Origin of the sequence: Terrabacter sp. BE26 (genome assembly GCF_041941675.1) — a bacterium.
Taxonomy (GTDB): Bacteria; Actinomycetota; Actinomycetes; order Actinomycetales; family Dermatophilaceae; genus Terrabacter.
Map to the genome: position 1 here is coordinate 2,560,256 of NZ_CP090122.1, position 15,901 is coordinate 2,576,156.

Genomic DNA, 15,901 nt, shown 5'->3' on the forward strand with positions numbered 1-15,901 from the left:
ATTCCTTCCAAAGTTATTGAATCCTAAACTATCACGGAAACGCCCTCTCGATCCCCATCATTCCCGAGCACGTATGCCGTCCGCCCGGCTTCCGAGGCACCCGGCGTCCGGACGGGCGTCGCCGTTGAACCCGGCGGTGCGCTGAGGCGGGCGGTGTGCGGTCGGTGGGGTGACGGCATACGCCCTCTCCCGTGGATGCCCCGCGAGTCCCGGCCGCGGGTGCTGTTACGGTCGGTCCGCGTCCACGTCCGGGCAGCGACGAATCCGCTGCACGTGAGATGCGGGAAGTTGAAGGTGCACCATGGCCGCAGGCAAGGGCCGCAAGCTCGTCATCGTCGAGTCGCCCGCCAAGGCGAAGACCATCGCCGGCTACCTCGGCGGCGACTTCGAGGTCGAGGCGTCGGTCGGGCACATCCGTGACCTGCCCAACCCGTCGGAGCTGCCGGCGGACATGAAGAAGGGGCCCTACGGCAAGTTCGCCGTGGACGTCGAGAACGGCTTCGACCCCTACTACGTCGTCGACCCCGACAAGAAGAAGAAGGTCGCCGAGCTCAAGCGACTGCTCAAGGACGCCAGCGAGCTCTACCTCGCCACCGATGAGGACCGCGAGGGCGAGGCCATCGCGTGGCACCTGCTCGAGGCCCTGAAGCCGCGGGTCCCGGTCAAGCGCATGGTGTTCCACGAGATCACCCGCGAGGCGATCCAGCGCGCCGTCAACGACACCCGCGAGATCGACACCGCGATGGTCGACGCGCAGGAGACCCGCCGCATCCTCGACCGCCTCTACGGCTACGAGGTCAGCCCGGTCCTGTGGCGCAAGGTCCGCCAGGGCCTGTCGGCCGGCCGCGTGCAGTCCGTCGCGACCCGCATGGTCGTCGAGCGTGAGCGCGAGCGCATGGCGTTCGTCCGCTCCTCCTACTGGGACGTCGAGGGCGAGTTCACGCCCGAGGGTGCGAGCCAGCAGTTCACCGCACGGCTGTCCTCCGTCGACGGCACCCGCGTCGCGACCGGTCGCGACTTCGCCGACGACGGCCGCCTGACGGGCAAGGGCGTCGTCCACCTCGACGAGGCGCTCGCCACGCGGATCGCCGAGGCGTCCCTGTCGCACACGGCACGCGTCACCGACGTCCAGGAGAAGCCCTACACCCGACGCCCGTCGGCCCCGTTCACGACCTCGACCCTCCAGCAGGAGGCGTCGCGCAAGCTGCGGATGTCGTCCAAGAACGCGATGCGCGTCGCGCAGCGGCTCTACGAGAACGGCTACATCACCTACATGCGTACCGACAGCACGACGCTGTCGGACGCCGCGACGACCGCCGCCCGCAGCCAGGCGCGCGACCTCTACGGCGCCGAGTACGTCCCGGACAGCCCGCGCCGCTACGAGAAGAAGGTCAAGAACGCGCAGGAGGCCCACGAGGCCATCCGCCCCGCCGGTGACCGCTTCCGCTCGCCGGCCCAGGTGGCCGGGTCGCTCCGCGGCGAGGAGTTCGCGCTCTACGAGCTGATCTGGAAGCGCACCGTCGCCTCGCAGATGGCCGACGCCCGCGGCTCGACCGCCACCGTCAAGCTCGCCGTCGACACGGCGGTCGAGGGTGCGCAGTCGGTCGAGTTCAGCGCGAGCGGCACCGTCATCACCTTCAAGGGCTTCCTCGCCGCGTACGAGGAGGGCCGCGACGACGAGGCCGCGGCTCGTGCCGACGCCGCCGCCGAGGAGCGCCGCCTGCCCAAGCTCTCGGCCGGGGTCGCCCTCGAGGTCGTCCGCGCCGAGGCCCAGGGGCACGAGACGAGCCCGCCGGCCCGCTACACCGAGGCCACGCTCGTCAAGGCGATGGAGGAGCGCGGCATCGGCCGACCCTCGACGTATGCCGCGACCATCGGCACGATCCAGGACCGCGGTTACGTCTTCAACAAGGGCCAGGCCCTCGTGCCGACGTGGCTGGCCTTCGCCGTGACCCGCCTGCTCGAGGAGCACTTCGGCAACCTCGTCGACTACGAGTTCACCGCCTCGATGGAGGAGGACCTCGACCGCATCGCCAACGGTGACGAGCGCCGGATCGACTGGCTCAAGCGCTTCTACTTCGGCGAGGAGGCGACGACCGGGGAGGGCCTGAAGTCGCTCGTCGAGGACCTCGGCGAGATCGACGCCAAGGAGATCTCGACCATCCCCATCGGCGACGGCATGGTCGTCCGGGTCGGCCGTTACGGCCCGTACGTCGAGGAGGTCGTCCCTGCCGGGGTCGACCTCGCGACGGGCGAGGTCGCCGAGGGCGCCGAGGTGGCTGCGACGCCTCGCCGGGCGACGATCACCGACGACGTGGCGCCCGACGAGATGACCCCGGAGAAGGCCCGCGAGCTGCTCGAGGTGGCCGCCGACGACGGCAAGGTGCTCGGGCGCGACCCGGAGAGCGGGCGCGAGATCGTGGCCCGGGCCGGGCGCTACGGCCCGTACGTCACCGAGGTCGTCGAGGACGACGACGCAGCGGCCGCCGGCGCCGACAAGCCCAAGGCCAGGAAGGCCGCCAAGGTCAAGCCACGCACGGCCTCGCTCTTCACGGACATGGAGCTCTCGACCCTGACGCTCGAGGACGCGCTCAAGCTGCTGTCGCTGCCGCGCGTCGTCGGGGCCGACGCCGAGGGCGTCGAGATCACGGCGCAGAACGGCCGCTACGGGCCCTACCTCAAGAAGGGCACCGACTCGCGCTCGCTCACCTCGGAGTCGCAGCTGTTCGACATCACGCTCGAGGAGGCGCTCGCGATCTACGCGCAGCCCAAGCAGCGTGGCCGAGCCGCCGCCGCGCCGCCGCTCAAGGAGCTCGGCGCCGACCCGGTCAGCGGCAAGCCGGTCGTGGTCAAGGACGGCCGGTTCGGGCCCTACGTCACCGACGGCGAGACGAACGCGACGCTCCGCAAGGACGACGACCCCTCTTCGATCTCCCCGGATCGCGGCTACGAGCTGCTCGCCGAGAAGCGCGCCAAGGGCCCGACCACCCGCAAGCGCGCCGTGAAGAAGACGGCCAAGAAGACCACGAAGCGCACGACCAAGAAGGCCGCCACGAAGAAGGCCTGACCGCCCGCTCCAGCGAGTGACCGCGTATGCCGGGTGCCGGGCCTCCCGGCATACGCGGGCGTCGCGCTAGCGTCGGCTCGTGATCGAGATCCGACGGCTTGAGCCCGGGGACCGGGACCGCTGGGAAGAGCTCTTCCGGGCGTACCTCCGGTTCTACGGGCGTGAGCTCGACCAGGCGGCGTACGACCGCGCGTGGCGCGAGATCAGCTCGGGCACAAGGCTGCACGGGCGCGGCGCCTGGCTCGACGGTCGACTCGTCGGGATCGCCCACTTCCTCGTGCACCCGAGCTCCAGCGAGCCCGACCTGTGCTACCTCGAGGACCTCTTCACCGACCCCGACGTGCGCGGCCGCGGCGTCGCCAGCGCGCTCGTCGGCGCGTTGCGCGACTGGGCCCGGGAGCAGGGCTGCGGCAGCGTCTACTGGCAGACGCACGAGTCCAACGCGGTCGCGCGCCGCCTCTACGACGAGCTGGCCACCTTCGAGGGCTTCGTCGTCTACACGCTGCCCGTCGGCGACGTGTCTACGGAGATCGGCGGGCGGTGAGAGGCTGTGAGCATGTCAACGCTGGTCTTCGTGCACGCCCACCCCGACGACGAGGCCTCGCAGTCGGCCGGTTCGATGGCGCGTGCCGTCAGCGAGGGCCATCGGGTCGTCCTCGTCGTGGCCACCAACGGCGACCACGGCGACGTCCCCGACGACCTGGCCGAGGGCGAGACCGTCGTCGACCGGCGCCGCGCCGAGGCTGCCGCGTCCAACGCGCTGATCGGGACCCACCGGGTCGAGTTCCTCGGCTACGCCGACTCCGGGATGACGGGCTGGGCGCAGAACGACCACGAAGCCAGCTTCGCCAGGGCCGACACCGAGGAGGCGGCGGAGCGCCTCGCCGCCATCCTGCGCGAGGAGCAGGCCGACTTCGTCGTGGGCTACGACTGGCACGGCGGCTACGGCCACCCCGACCACGTCAAGGTCCACGCCGTGACCAAGCGCGCGGCGCAGCTCGCCGGGACGCCTCGTTACCTCGAGGGGTCGATGAACCGCGACGCCATGATCCGTTCGCACCAGGCGGCGCTCGCAGCGGGGCTCGACGTGGGGGAGTGGGACCCGACCCTCCCGATGGACGACGGCAACCCGCTCGGCAGCCTCGAGAGCGAGCTGCACTGGGCCTGCGACGTGAGCGAGTTCATCGAGGTCAAGCGGTCGGCGCTCAAGGCTCACGCGAGCCAGTCCGACGCGCAGGGCATGCTCCAGATGCCGATGGACATGTTCGCCGCCGCCTTCTCGTGGGAGCACTACATCGAGCCGGCCCGTCCTGCCGGGATGGTGACGGGCTGGTTCCTCGACGTGGAGTGAGCCCCGTCATCGACATCCCCCAGCCCTGACCCCCAACCGTCGAGAGGCCAAAGTTTGCGGGTCCTGGGACGTCGAGAGGCCAAAGCATGCCGCCTTGAGAACAGCGAGAGGCCAGTTCTCGCACGAGAACTGGCCTCTCGACCTGCACGGATCCGCAAGGGATGGCCCTTCGACGGTTGCGGCGTTGGGGGCAGCTAGACGACGAGGTTGAGCAGCAGGACGAGGACGAGGCCCGTGACCGAGAGCACCGTCTCCATGAGCGACCACGACTTGATCGTCTGGCCGACCTTGAGGCCAAAGAACTCCTTGACGAGCCAGAAGCCGGCGTCGTTGACGTGCGAGAAGAAGACCGAGCCGGCGCCGATGGCCAGGACCATGAGCGAGACCTCATTCGTCGACATGCCTGCCGCGAGCGGCGCGAGGATGCCCGAGGCGGTGACCGTGGCCACCGTGGCCGAGCCGGTCGCGAGCCGGATCAGCACGGCGACGAGCCAGGCGAGCAGCAGGACCGAGAGGCCGCTGCCGGCGATCCAGTCGGCGACGAGCTGGCCGATGCCGGTGTCGATGAGGGTCTGCTTGAAGCCGCCGCCGGCCGCGACGATGAGGATGATGCCGGCGATCGGCCCGAGCGAGGACTCGAGCGAGGAGCTGATCTGCTTGACGCCCATGCCGGCGCCACGGCCGAGGGTGAACATCGCGAGGATGACGGCGATGAGCAGGGCGATGAGCGGCGTGCCGAGGAAGTCGAGCGCGGTGCGGGCGGCGGTGCCCTTGCCGGCGAGGATGTCCGCCAGGGCCTTGCCCATCATCAGGACGACGGGCGTGAGGACGGTGAGCATCGTGATGCCGAACGACGGGCGCGCGCCGTTGTCGGACTCCCGCGCCTCGAACAGGTCGGGCGCGGGAACGTCGACCCAGCGGGCGGCGAACCGTGCGAACCACGGCCCGGCGAGCGCGATCGTGGGGATGGCGACGAGGATGCCGAAGCCGAGGGTCACGCCCAGGTTGGCCTTGAGGGCGTCGATGGCCACGAGCGGGCCCGGGTGGGGCGGCACCAGGCCGTGCATCGCCGAGAGGCCGGCGAGGGCCGGGATGCCGACGCGGATCACCGACTGCTGCGAGCGGCGTGCGACGAGGAAGATGACCGGCATCAGCAGCACGAGGCCGATCTCGAAGAACATCGGCAGCCCGATGATGGCGCCGACGGCAGCCATCGCCCAGGGCAGCGAACGCGTGCCGCTGCGGCCGATGATCGTGTCGACGATCTCGTCGGCGCCGCCCGAGTCGGCGAGCAGCTTGCCGAACATCGCGCCGAGCGCGATGAGGATGCCCACGCCGGCAGCCGTGCTGCCGAAGCCCTTCGAGTAGCTGTCGAGCACGTCGGCCATCGGCACGCCGGCGACCGCGCCGACGGTGAGCGCGCCCAGCGTCAGCGAGAGGAACGGGTGCAGCTTGAACCGCACGATGAGGACGACGAGCACGGCGATGCCGAGCAGGGCTGCGGGCACGAGACGCCCCGCCGGGATGTCGGGGAGCTTGTCGGCTGCCAGTGCCGAGCCGGGCAGCAGGGAGAGCAGGTCGGTGGTCAGGGGGGTGGTCATGGGCGGATCGCTTCCGTATCGCGAGAGTCGAGAAGGGTGAGGGACTGGGTGACGAGGTCGTCGACCGGCTGGTCGACGTCGAGGACGGCTCCGCGTTCGCCCGGCTCGAGTGGCTCGAGCGTGGCGAACTGCGACTCGACCAGAGCAGCCGGCATGAAGTGGCCGGGGCGCCCGGCGACCCGGGCGGCGATGACCTCGGGTTCGCCGTGCAGGTGCACGAAGAAGACCTGGGGTGCCGCCGCGGCGAGGACCTCGCGGTAGGCGCGCTTGAGCGCCGAGCAGCTGGTCACCCCGCCGCTCGCCGCGTGCTCTCCGAGCCAGGTGGCGATGGTCGCGAGCCACGGGCCGCGGTCGTCGTCGGTGAGGGGGATGCCGGCCGACATCTTGTCGATGTTGGCCGGCGGGTGGAAGTCGTCGGCGTCCGCGAACGGGACCCGCAGACGCTGCCCGAGGGCCGCGCCGATGGTGGTCTTGCCCGAGCCGGACACCCCCATGACGACGACCAGCGGAGGTGGGTGGTGCTGCATGTATCCGTGACTCCTTCGTCCGGCTCGAACGACGTCTTCGTCGAGTCGCTCGCACTAGGGTGCAGCAACAAGGGCGTCTTATCAACCCACATGACTCAATAAAGCAGATTTAATGCCGATGATCGGGAGCAGAGTGGTCGTGTGTCAGGCTGACCCCGTGCCGACCGACCGCCGCCCTGCCCTCCACGCGAGCGTCCTGGACGACCTCGGTCGCCAGATCGTCGTCGGCGAGCTCGAGCCGGGCACGGTGCTGCGCATCGACCAGCTCGACGAGGGCTACGGGGTGTCCCGCTCGGTCGTGCGCGAGGCGATCCGGGTGCTCGACTCGATGGGTCTCGTCGAGGCCCGCAAGCGCTTGGGCGTGCGGGTGCTGCCGCGCACCACGTGGAACGTCTTCGACCCGCGCGTCATCCGCTGGCGCCTCGACGGCCCCGGGCGCGAGCAGCAGCTGCTCTCCCTCGCTGACGTGCGCCGCGGCATCGAGCCGGTCGCGGCCGAGCTCGCCGCCGCCCACGCGACGCCGGAGCAGTGCGGGGCCCTCATGGGGGCGGTCATGCAGATGGCCGTCCATGCCAAGTCCGGTGACCTCGAGGCCTACCTCGAGGCCGACCAGCTCTTCCACGCCACCCTGCTCGCGGCGTCCGGCAACGAGATGCTGGCCGCGCTGTCCGACGTCGTCGGCGAGGTGCTCGCCGGTCGTACGCACCACGACCTCATGCCCGCCACGCCCAACCCCGTGGCGGTGCGCCTGCACGGCGACGTCGCCGAGGCGGTCCAGTCGGGCGACGGCGCGGCCGCCGCGGCCGCCATGCAGGCGATCATCGCCGAGGCCACCGACGCCCTCCGCGACGCCGAGGCCTAGCCAGCTCACCGCGTACGTATGCCGTCCCCGCCGTGGGGCGCTCGAGGTGCCCACCCGCCCTGGCCGCCGGCGAACGAGAACTGCGCCATGGCGCGGTTCCGGTCCCGATCCGGGTCCGAGGACCAACGGAACTGCGCCATGGCGCGGTTCCGGTCCCGATCCGGGCCCGATGATCAACGGAACTGCGCCATGGCGCGGTCCCGGCCCCGATCCGAGCCGGATGACCAACGGAACTGCGCCATGGCGCGGTTCCGGTCCCGATCCGGGTCCGATGATCAACGGAAGTGCGCCATGGCGCGGTTCCGGTCCCGAGCCCTCGACCCTTTCGGGCGCGTACGAAAGTGCCCACTCGACCGTGTCGGTCGAGTGGGCACTTCGGGTGAGAGGGAACCTCAGGCGAGGGCGTCGACGATCTCGTTGAAGGTCTTCGACGGACGCATCACCGAGGTGACCTTGTCGGCGTCGGGCCGGTAGTAGCCGCCGATGTCGACCGGGTGGCCCTGGGCGTCGACGAGCTCCTGGGAGATCGTGTCGATGTTGTCCTCGAGAGCCTTCGCAACCGGGTCGAACGTCTCCGCGAGCGCCGCGTCCTCGGTCTGCTTCGCGAGCTCCTGCGCCCAGTAGAGAGCGAGCCACACGTGACTCCCACGGTTGTCGATCTGGCCGACACGGCGGGCCGGGCCCTTGTTCTCGTCGAGCAGGGTGCCGGTCGCGCGGTCGAGGGCCTCGCCGAGGACCTTGGCCCGGGCGTTGCCGGTGACCCCGGCGAGGTGCTCGAAGCTGACGGCGAGGGCGAGGAACTCGCCGAGGCTGTCCCAGCGCAGGTAGTTCTCCTGCACGAGCTGCTGCACGTGCTTGGGTGCCGAGCCGCCAGCGCCGGTCTCGAAGAGGCCACCGCCGTTGATGAGCGGGACGATCGAGAGCATCTTGGCCGAGGTGCCGAGCTCGAGGATCGGGAACAGGTCGGTCAGGTAGTCGCGCAGCACGTTGCCGGTGACCGAGATCGTGTCCTCGCCCTTGCGGATGCGGTCCAGGGAGTAGGCGATCGCGTCGGTCGGCTTCATGATCTCGATCGTGAGGCCGTCGGTGTCGTGCTCGCCGAGGTACTCGTTGACCTTGGCGATGAGGTTCGCGTCGTGGGCGCGGTCCTCGTCGAGCCAGAAGACGGCCGGCGTGCCGGTGGCGCGGGCGCGCGTGACCGCGAGCTTGACCCAGTCGCGGATCGGCACGTCCTTGGTCTGGCAGGCACGCCAGATGTCGCCCGCCGAGACCGCGTGCTCGAGCACCGTCGCACCCGAGCCGTCGACGACGCGCACGGTGCCGTCGGCCGGGATCTCGAAGGTCTTGTCGTGGCTGCCGTACTCCTCGGCCGCCTGGGCCATGAGCCCGACGTTGGAGACCGAGCCCATCGTCGCGGGGTCGTAGGCACCGTTGACGCGGCAGTCGTCGATGACGACCTGGTAGATGCCGGCATACGAGCTGTCGGGCAGCACGGCGAGGGTGTCCTGCTCCTCGCCGTCGCGGTTCCACATGTGCCCGGAGGTGCGGATCATCGCCGGCATCGACGCGTCGACGATGACGTCGCTCGGCACGTGCAGGTTGGTGATCCCCTTGTCGGAGTTGACCATCGCGATGGCCGGGCCCTGCTCGAAGCCCTTGGCGACGGCGGCCTCGACCTCGGCGCGCTCGTCGGCCGGCAGGCCCTCGACGGCCTTGAGCACGGCGCCGAGTCCGTCGTTGGGCGAGGCGCCCACGGAGGCGAGCGCGCCGGCATACGTCTCGAAGACGTCGGGGAAGAAGGCGCGCACGACGTGGCCGAAGATGATCGGGTCGGAGACCTTCATCATCGTGGCCTTGAGGTGCACCGAGAAGAGGACGCCCTCCTCCTTGGCCCGCTTGACCTGCTCGGAGAGGAAGTCGCGCAGCCTGGCGACGTCCATGAACGTGGCGTCGACGACCTCGCCCGCGCGGACGGGGATCGACTCCTTGAGCACCGTGGTGGAGCCGTCGTGGCCGACGAGCTCGACGCGCAGGGTGTCGTCGGCCGGCATGACGACGGACTTCTCGTTGTGGCGGAAGTCGTGCTCGCCCATGGTGGCCACGTTCGTCTTCGAGTCGGCGCTCCACGCACCCATCGAGTGCGGGTGCTTGCGCGCGTAGCTCTTGACCGACGCGGGGGCGCGACGGTCCGAGTTGCCCTCGCGCAGAACGGGGTTGACGGCGGAGCCCTTGACCTTGTCGTATGCCGCCCGCGCCGCCTTCTCCTCGTCGGTGGACGGGTTGTCGGGGTAGTCGGGCAGCGCGTAGCCGGCGGCCTGCAGCTCGGCGATCGCGGCCTTGAGCTGCGGGATCGAGGCCGAGATGTTGGGCAGCTTGATGATGTTGGCCTCGGGCGTCTTGGCCAGGGCGCCGAGCTCGGCCAGGGCGTCGTCGATGCGCTGCTCCGGCTTCAGGGCGTCGGGGAAGCTGGCGATGATGCGGCCCGAGAGCGAGATGTCACGCGTCTCGACGTCGACGCCGGCCTGCTTGGCGAACGCCGAGACGATCGGCAGCAGCGAGGCCGTCGCCAGGGCGGGCGCCTCGTCCGTGTGCGTGTAGATGATGGTCGAGTCCAACGCGGGTGCTCCGTTCGGGTTGCTGGTCGTGCCGAGATCCGAGAGGCGGGTCCCGAATAAATCTTGATGTCAAGATATCCGATGCGCAGCCGCCGTGGGGGGCGTGGGGGCCGCCGTCCCATCCTGCCGGGGCGGCCTCGGCCGTGCCACGCACGTCCCTCCTAGGCTGGCGCGCGTGACCCACGACCCCAGCAACCACACGGACCTCGACCCTGGCACCGCCCGCCATCTGCATCACCTGCTCGCCACCGAGCAGCGGCGGGGCCGGCTGCCCTCGGTCGCGGCTGGGATCGTGCGCGGTGGAGCCCTCGTCTGGTCCGATGCCATCGGCACGGTGGACGGGCGCGCCGAGGGCGTGGCCTCGGACACCGACACGCAGTACCGCATGGGATCCATCACGAAGACGTTCGTCGCGGTGGCCGTGCTGCGGCTGCGCGACGCCGGCCGGCTCGACCTAGCGGACCGCTTCGAGGACCACGTGCCCGGCTCGCGCATCGGCGGAGCCACGATCGCCCAGCTGCTCTCGCACGGCGGCGGAGTGCAGGCCGAGACGAACGGCCCGTGGTGGGAGCGCACGCCGGGCGGCGACTGGGACGCGCTCGCCTTCTCGCCGGTGGCGCAGCGCTTCCGCGCGGGCCGCCGCTTCCACTACACGAACGTCGGTTTCGCGGCGCTCGGCGAGCTGGTGGCCCGGGCCCACGGGGCCGACTGGTTCGACGTCGTGCGCCGCGACCTGCTGGCTCCCCTCGGCATGACCCGCACGACGACGCGCCCCGACGGCAGGGCCGCCCCGGGCCTGGCGGTGCACCCCTTCGCCGACGTCCTGCTGCCCGAGCCGGAGCACGACGCCGGTGCGATGGCCCCGGCGGGACAGCTGTGGACGACGGTCGAGGACCTGGCCCGCTGGGCCGGCTTCGCCGGCGGTGACACGGGCGACGTGCTCTCGCGCGACACCCTGGCCGAGATGTACGAGCCCCACACGCTGGCCGACGACCCGGGCCAGCCGTGGACCGCCGCCCACGGGCTCGGCTGGCAGGTCTGGAACGTCGACGGCACGAGGTATGCCGGCCACGGCGGCTCGATGCCGGGCTTCCTCGCCGGCCTGCGGGTCGACGTCGAGAGTGGCGACGGCGCGGTCGTCCTCACCAACACGACGACCGGCATGGCTCCCGTCACGACGGCAGCGCGACTGCTCACGGACTTCGCCGAGCGAGAGCCGCTGACGCCCGAGCCGTGGCACGCCTCCGGCGACCCCTCGGTCCTCGACCTCGTCGGGACCTGGCACTGGGGGCCGTCCGTGTCCACGGCGCGGGTCGTCGGGGAGCACCTCGTCCTCGGCGATCCCGGCACGGCGCGCGGCTCACGCTTCGCCCCGGTGGGCGCCGACGAGTGGGTCGGTCTGGACGGCTACTACACGGGTGAGCCGCTGCGCGTGCTCAGGTCGGCGGACGGCATACCCACGCACCTGGACCTCGCCTCCTTCCGCTTCACGCGGACGCCGTACGACCCCACGGCGGACGTTCCCGGCGGAGTCCACGACGGAGGTTGGCGCTAGCTACGCGGCGGGGCGGCCGGTCAGAGCTGGGTGTTGAGGTAGCGCTGCAGGCCGGCGGCGGTGTGGGCGTTCCACGTCGTCGCCCCGTCGTGGTAGAGCCACAGGTAGCTCTGCAGCGCGGCGATCGACCGCGACCCCCAGATGCCGTCGACCGGGGCCCCGGTGCGGGCCTCCAGGGCGCGGACCGTCGTCGTGTCGAACACCCCGGTCTGCGCGATGCCGAGCCAGCGCTGCAGGGCCGCCGTGGTGAGCGAGCCGAAGTAGCCCGTCACCGGCAGGCGCGGTGCGAGCAGCCCGTACATCGCCTTGACGGTCAGCACGCGCATCACCGCGGTCTGCACCCAGCTGCGGAAGACACTGTCCGACGCGGCGCGTGCGGTCACCGCGCCCACCATCGCGGGGATGACGTACGGGTTGACCGTCAGCACCATGTCGCCGCCCGCGCTGAGGAAGCTCACGGCCCGGGTGCCCGGCGACCAGGCGGCCACCTGCCTGGCGTTGCCGATGTCGTCGCTCACGACGATGCCGTTGAACCGGAGGTCGCCGCGGATCATCCCGCGGATCACGGTGCTGGAGAAGACTGCCGGGTGGTACGGGTCGATGCGCGAGTAGTAGGCGGAGGAGACCATGAGCAGGTGCGCGCCGGCGCTGACGGCCGCCCGGAAGGGCGTGATGTCGGCCGAGGTGCGCGTCGTCACCGTGTCGGTCACCCCGGCGGTCGTGTCCGTGTTGCCGGCCACCCGTCCGAGACCGGGGAAGTGCTTGGCCGTCATCGCGAGGCCGTACGCCTGCATCCCGCGGAGCAACGTCGTGCCCTTGTCGGCGACGACGGTCTGTGTGTAGCCGTACTCCCGCTGGTAGTAGCCGATGGGCTTGTTGTACGGGGCGAAGCCCTGCGAGACGGTGTCCATCACGGGAGCGAGGTCGACGTCCACCCCGGAGCGCAGCACCTGGATCCCCCACGCCCTGGCGTATGCCGTGAGCGTCGTGTCGGCCCACGTGCCCTGGGTCAGGGCGGTCGGCATGCGGGAGAACCCCGAGCCCTGGAGCACCTGGACGTAGCCGCCCTCCTGGTCGGCGGCGATGAGGAGGGGGACGCCGGCTGTCGCCGTCGTGGTGGTCAGGTTGTCGGCCTGCCCGGCCAGGTAGCGGACCGGCGGCGCGCCGGCCGTCGTGCGCCCGGTGAGGACGAGGTTGCCGACGTGGTAGGTGCTGATCGCGCTCGTGGTGGCCGTGCCCAGGCCGATCGCGGGGCCCCCGACCATGAAGAGCTGGCCGATGCGCTGCGCCGTGGTCATGCGGTTGTAGGCGGCCAGGGCCTGCTCGGCCGGCGTGAGCGCCACGGCCGCCGGGGCGCTGGAGCCCGAGGAGACCGACAGCAGCGCGGCGACGGCCGCGACGACTGGGCCGAAGGCGAGCGAGAAGCGGGGACGCACGGCGATCCACCTGCCATTCGAGGAGGTCAGCGCAGCGACGCGGCTTCAGTGTAGGTCGCACGGGATCGCCCCGGACGCGGTTCGCAGGCCCGGCAGGTCACGGTTCGGAACGGCGCCGCTAGCCGCGGAGTCGCACGGACAGGCAGGTGACGCAGCCCTCGAGCTTCTCGAACTCGGAGATGTCCACGGTCACGACGTCGTGGCCCCGCGCCGCGAGCAGCTGGGCCGTGCGCGGCGCGGACGCCGACATGAGCACCGACATCCCGCCGAGCAGCACGACGTGAGCGCCGGACTCCTCCGGCACGGCGAGGAACCGCGGCCACACCGACGGGTCGTCCACGAGCGGCGGGTAGCCGAGCACGGTGCCGTCGGGCAGCGCCGTGACCGCGGACTTCAGGTGCAGCACCTTCGACACGGGCACCGGCACGACCTCGACGCGATGACCTTCCAGGGCCGCGCGCAGCTGGTCCACGCCGGCGAGGTTCGTCCGGCCGCCGACGCCGACCCACACGTGGTGGCCGTGCTTGAGCACGTCTCCGCCGTCGAGCGTCCCGGGCGCCACGACCTCCACCGTGCGGTAGCCGTACGCCTCCACGGACTCCCGCACGCCGGTGCGCTCCCCGCGTCGCTCCCGTGCACCCGAGCGGCACAGCACCGCGACATCGCCGTGCACGACCACCTGGTCCTCGATGAAGACCCCGTCGGGACAGGCATCCACCGGTGGCGCCTCCACCACGGCCCAGTCGCGGCGCCGGAGAACGTCGCAGTACTCCTGCCACTGCCGCAGGGCCAGCTCGGCGTCGACGGACCCCGACCGCTCGATGTGCGTCACGATCCCGTCCGCGAGGTGGGGGGAGGGGCGGCGGACGAGCGCGAGGCGACGGTGCACGCGCTCACTCTAGGGGCCGGCATACGGTGGGTTCGTCGGCGCCCGTGTCGCTCTGCGCCACAAGGGACTTGACCCTCACGCGACGTGAGGGCCCACGCTCGGTGCATGACCGGAAGGACGCAGCAGATGACCACCTGGACGGTGGGGCAGGTCGCCGAGCTCTTCGGCGTGACGGTGCGCACCCTGCACCACTACGACGAGATCGGCCTGCTCGTCCCGAGCGAGCGCTCGCGGGCGGGCTACCGGCTCTACACCGACGGGGACCTCCAGCGGCTGCAGCAGGTCGTGGTCTACCGCCGGCTCGAGCTGCCGCTCGACGAGATCGCGACCCTGCTCGACGGCGCCGAGGACGCGGCCGAGCACCTGCGCCGCCAGCGTGCGACGGTCATGTCCCGGCTGGACGAGCTGCACGAGCTCGTCATGGCCATCGACCGAGCACTGGAGAGAGAGATGAGCAACCAGCCCGCCACCCCCGAGGACCTCAAGGCGCTCTTCGGGGACGGCTTCGACGACGGCTACCAGCAGGAGGCCCAGGAGCGCTGGGGCGAGACCGACGCGTGGAAGCAGTCGGCGTCGCGGACCAAGGGCTACACGGTGGCCGACTGGGAGCAGGTCAAGGCCGAGGTGGACGCCGTCAACGCGGCCTTCGTCGCCGCCCTCACCTCCGGACAGCCCGCCACGAGCGAGGCGGCCATGGACGCCGCCGAGCAGCACCGGAGGCACATCCAGGACCGCTTCTACGACCTCAGCCACGACTTCCACCGCGGCCTGGCCGACATGTACGTCTCCGACCCGCGGTTCACGAAGACGTACGAGGACATCGCCCCCGGCCTGGCGGCATACGTCCACGACGCGATCCACGCCAACGCCGACCGCCACGCGGGCACCGAATGACCGAGGGATGAACGCGGCGGGGGAGGGCCATCTCCCTCGCCGTAACCTTGGGCCCATGCGAGTCGGAGTCTTCGGTGCAACGGGTCAGGTCGGTGGCGTCATGCGCGCCCTTCTCGAGGAGCGCGACTTCCCGGTGACGCAGGTCCGCTTCTTCGCGTCCGCACGCTCGGCCGGGACGACGCTGCCCTTCAAGGGCGAGGACGTCGTCGTCGAGGACTCCGCCACCGCCGACTTCTCCGGCATCGACATCGCGCTCTTCTCCAACGGAGGGGCCGCCTCGAAGGAGCTGGCCCCCAAGGTCGCCGCCGCCGGGGCGACCGTCATCGACAACTCGAGCGCCTGGCGCAAGGACCCCGAGGTGCCGCTCGTCGTCTCCGAGGTCAACGCCGACGACCTGCGCGAGATCCCCAAGGGGATCGTCGCCAACCCCAACTGCACCACGATGGCCGCGATGCCGGTGCTCAAGCCGCTGCACGAGAAGGCCGGCCTCGTGCGCCTGCACGTCAGCAGCTACCAGGCCGTCAGCGGCTCGGGCGGCAAGGGCGTGCAGGAGCTCGACGGCCAGCTGCGCGGAGCGTACGCCGCCGGTGACCCCTCCGGGCTCGCCCTCGACGGGCGCGCGGTGGCCGTCCCCGACCCGACCGTGTATGCCGTCCCGGTCGCCTTCAACGTCGTGCCCCTCGCGGGGTCGATCGTCGACGACGGCTCGCTCGAGACGGACGAGGAGCAGAAGCTGCGCAACGAGTCGCGCAAGATCCTGCACATCCCCGACCTGCGCGTCTCGGGGACCTGCGTGCGGGTGCCCGTCTTCACCGGCCACAGCCTCGCCATCCACGCCGAGTTCGAGCGCGACATCACGCCCGACGAGGCGCTCGACCTGCTCAAGAACGCGCCCGGCGTGGTCGTCACCGACGTGCCCAACCCGCTCGACGCCGCCGGTCGCGACGAGGTCTTCGTCGGCCGCGTCCGCGCCGACCAGGCCGCGCCCGAGGGCAAGGGCCTCGTGCTCTTCGTCGTCGGCGACAACCTGCGCAAGGGCGCGGCGCTCAACGCCGTCCAGGTCGCCGAGGAGCTGCTCGCCCGCCGCTGAGCCGGCGCGGGCGG

12 protein-coding genes are annotated in these 15,901 nt (G+C 71.2%); 7 read left to right on the forward strand and 5 right to left on the reverse strand.

Features of this window, described 5'->3' with window-relative positions; translation table 11 throughout:
• Positions 1-301 precede the first annotated feature (301 nt).
• From topA to LQK93_RS11840, 3 genes are all read left to right on the forward strand, one after another.
• On the forward strand, positions 302-3,067 hold the full coding sequence (topA, locus tag LQK93_RS11830; RefSeq protein ID WP_374967983.1) for a type I DNA topoisomerase: 2,766 nt from the start codon (positions 302-304) through the stop codon (positions 3,065-3,067).
• Between the two features lie 79 nt (positions 3,068-3,146).
• Complete coding sequence (locus LQK93_RS11835; protein WP_374967984.1) at positions 3,147-3,611, forward strand: GNAT family N-acetyltransferase; 465 nt, start codon at positions 3,147-3,149, stop codon at positions 3,609-3,611.
• A 12-nt stretch (positions 3,612-3,623) separates the two neighbouring features.
• On the forward strand, positions 3,624-4,418 hold the full coding sequence (locus LQK93_RS11840; protein ID WP_374967985.1) for a PIG-L deacetylase family protein: 795 nt from the start codon (positions 3,624-3,626) through the stop codon (positions 4,416-4,418).
• Positions 4,419-4,612: 194 nt separating this feature from the next.
• On the opposite strand, the gene LQK93_RS11845 is transcribed toward LQK93_RS11840, so the two are convergent.
• Both LQK93_RS11845 and LQK93_RS11850 read right to left on the reverse strand, forming a co-directional pair.
• A complete protein-coding gene (locus LQK93_RS11845) occupies positions 4,613-6,019 on the reverse strand; it encodes a GntP family permease (RefSeq protein ID WP_374967986.1) in 1,407 nt (468 codons plus the stop codon).
• Positions 6,016-6,546, reverse strand: a complete 531-nt coding sequence (locus tag LQK93_RS11850; protein WP_374967987.1) for a gluconokinase — start codon at positions 6,544-6,546, stop codon at positions 6,016-6,018. The genes LQK93_RS11845 and LQK93_RS11850 overlap by 4 nt, the downstream gene beginning before the upstream one ends.
• Before the next feature lie 157 nt (positions 6,547-6,703).
• On the opposite strand from LQK93_RS11850, the gene LQK93_RS11855 reads away from it, so the two are divergent.
• The gene (locus LQK93_RS11855) at positions 6,704-7,408 is read left to right on the forward strand and encodes a FadR/GntR family transcriptional regulator (RefSeq protein ID WP_374967988.1); all 705 of its coding nucleotides are present in this window, start codon (positions 6,704-6,706) and stop codon (positions 7,406-7,408) included.
• A 392-nt stretch (positions 7,409-7,800) separates the two neighbouring features.
• Here LQK93_RS11855 and LQK93_RS11860 read toward each other — a convergent pair whose 3' ends face one another.
• The gene (locus LQK93_RS11860; RefSeq protein WP_374967989.1) at positions 7,801-10,023 is read right to left on the reverse strand and encodes an NADP-dependent isocitrate dehydrogenase; all 2,223 of its coding nucleotides are present in this window, start codon (positions 10,021-10,023) and stop codon (positions 7,801-7,803) included.
• Between the two features lie 175 nt (positions 10,024-10,198).
• On the opposite strand from LQK93_RS11860, the gene LQK93_RS11865 reads away from it, so the two are divergent.
• Complete coding sequence (locus LQK93_RS11865) at positions 10,199-11,578, forward strand: serine hydrolase domain-containing protein (protein ID WP_374967990.1); 1,380 nt, start codon at positions 10,199-10,201, stop codon at positions 11,576-11,578.
• A 20-nt stretch (positions 11,579-11,598) separates the two neighbouring features.
• Here LQK93_RS11865 and LQK93_RS11870 read toward each other — a convergent pair whose 3' ends face one another.
• Positions 11,599-13,014: a glycoside hydrolase family 3 N-terminal domain-containing protein gene (locus LQK93_RS11870; protein ID WP_374967991.1), complete on the reverse strand. Its 1,416-nt coding sequence runs from the start codon at positions 13,012-13,014 to the stop codon at positions 11,599-11,601.
• 118 nt (positions 13,015-13,132) lie between these two features.
• Positions 13,133-13,903, reverse strand: coding sequence for a dimethylargininase (gene ddaH / locus LQK93_RS11875; protein ID WP_374967992.1), 771 nt, complete (start codon positions 13,901-13,903; stop codon positions 13,133-13,135).
• A gap of 105 nt (positions 13,904-14,008) precedes the next feature.
• On the opposite strand from ddaH, the gene LQK93_RS11880 reads away from it, so the two are divergent.
• Both LQK93_RS11880 and LQK93_RS11885 read left to right on the forward strand, forming a co-directional pair.
• A complete protein-coding gene (locus LQK93_RS11880) occupies positions 14,009-14,797 on the forward strand; it encodes a MerR family transcriptional regulator (RefSeq protein ID WP_374967993.1) in 789 nt (262 codons plus the stop codon).
• 55 nt (positions 14,798-14,852) lie between these two features.
• Positions 14,853-15,887, forward strand: coding sequence for an aspartate-semialdehyde dehydrogenase (locus LQK93_RS11885; RefSeq protein WP_374967994.1), 1,035 nt, complete (start codon positions 14,853-14,855; stop codon positions 15,885-15,887).
• The last annotated feature ends 14 nt before the right edge of the window (positions 15,888-15,901 follow it).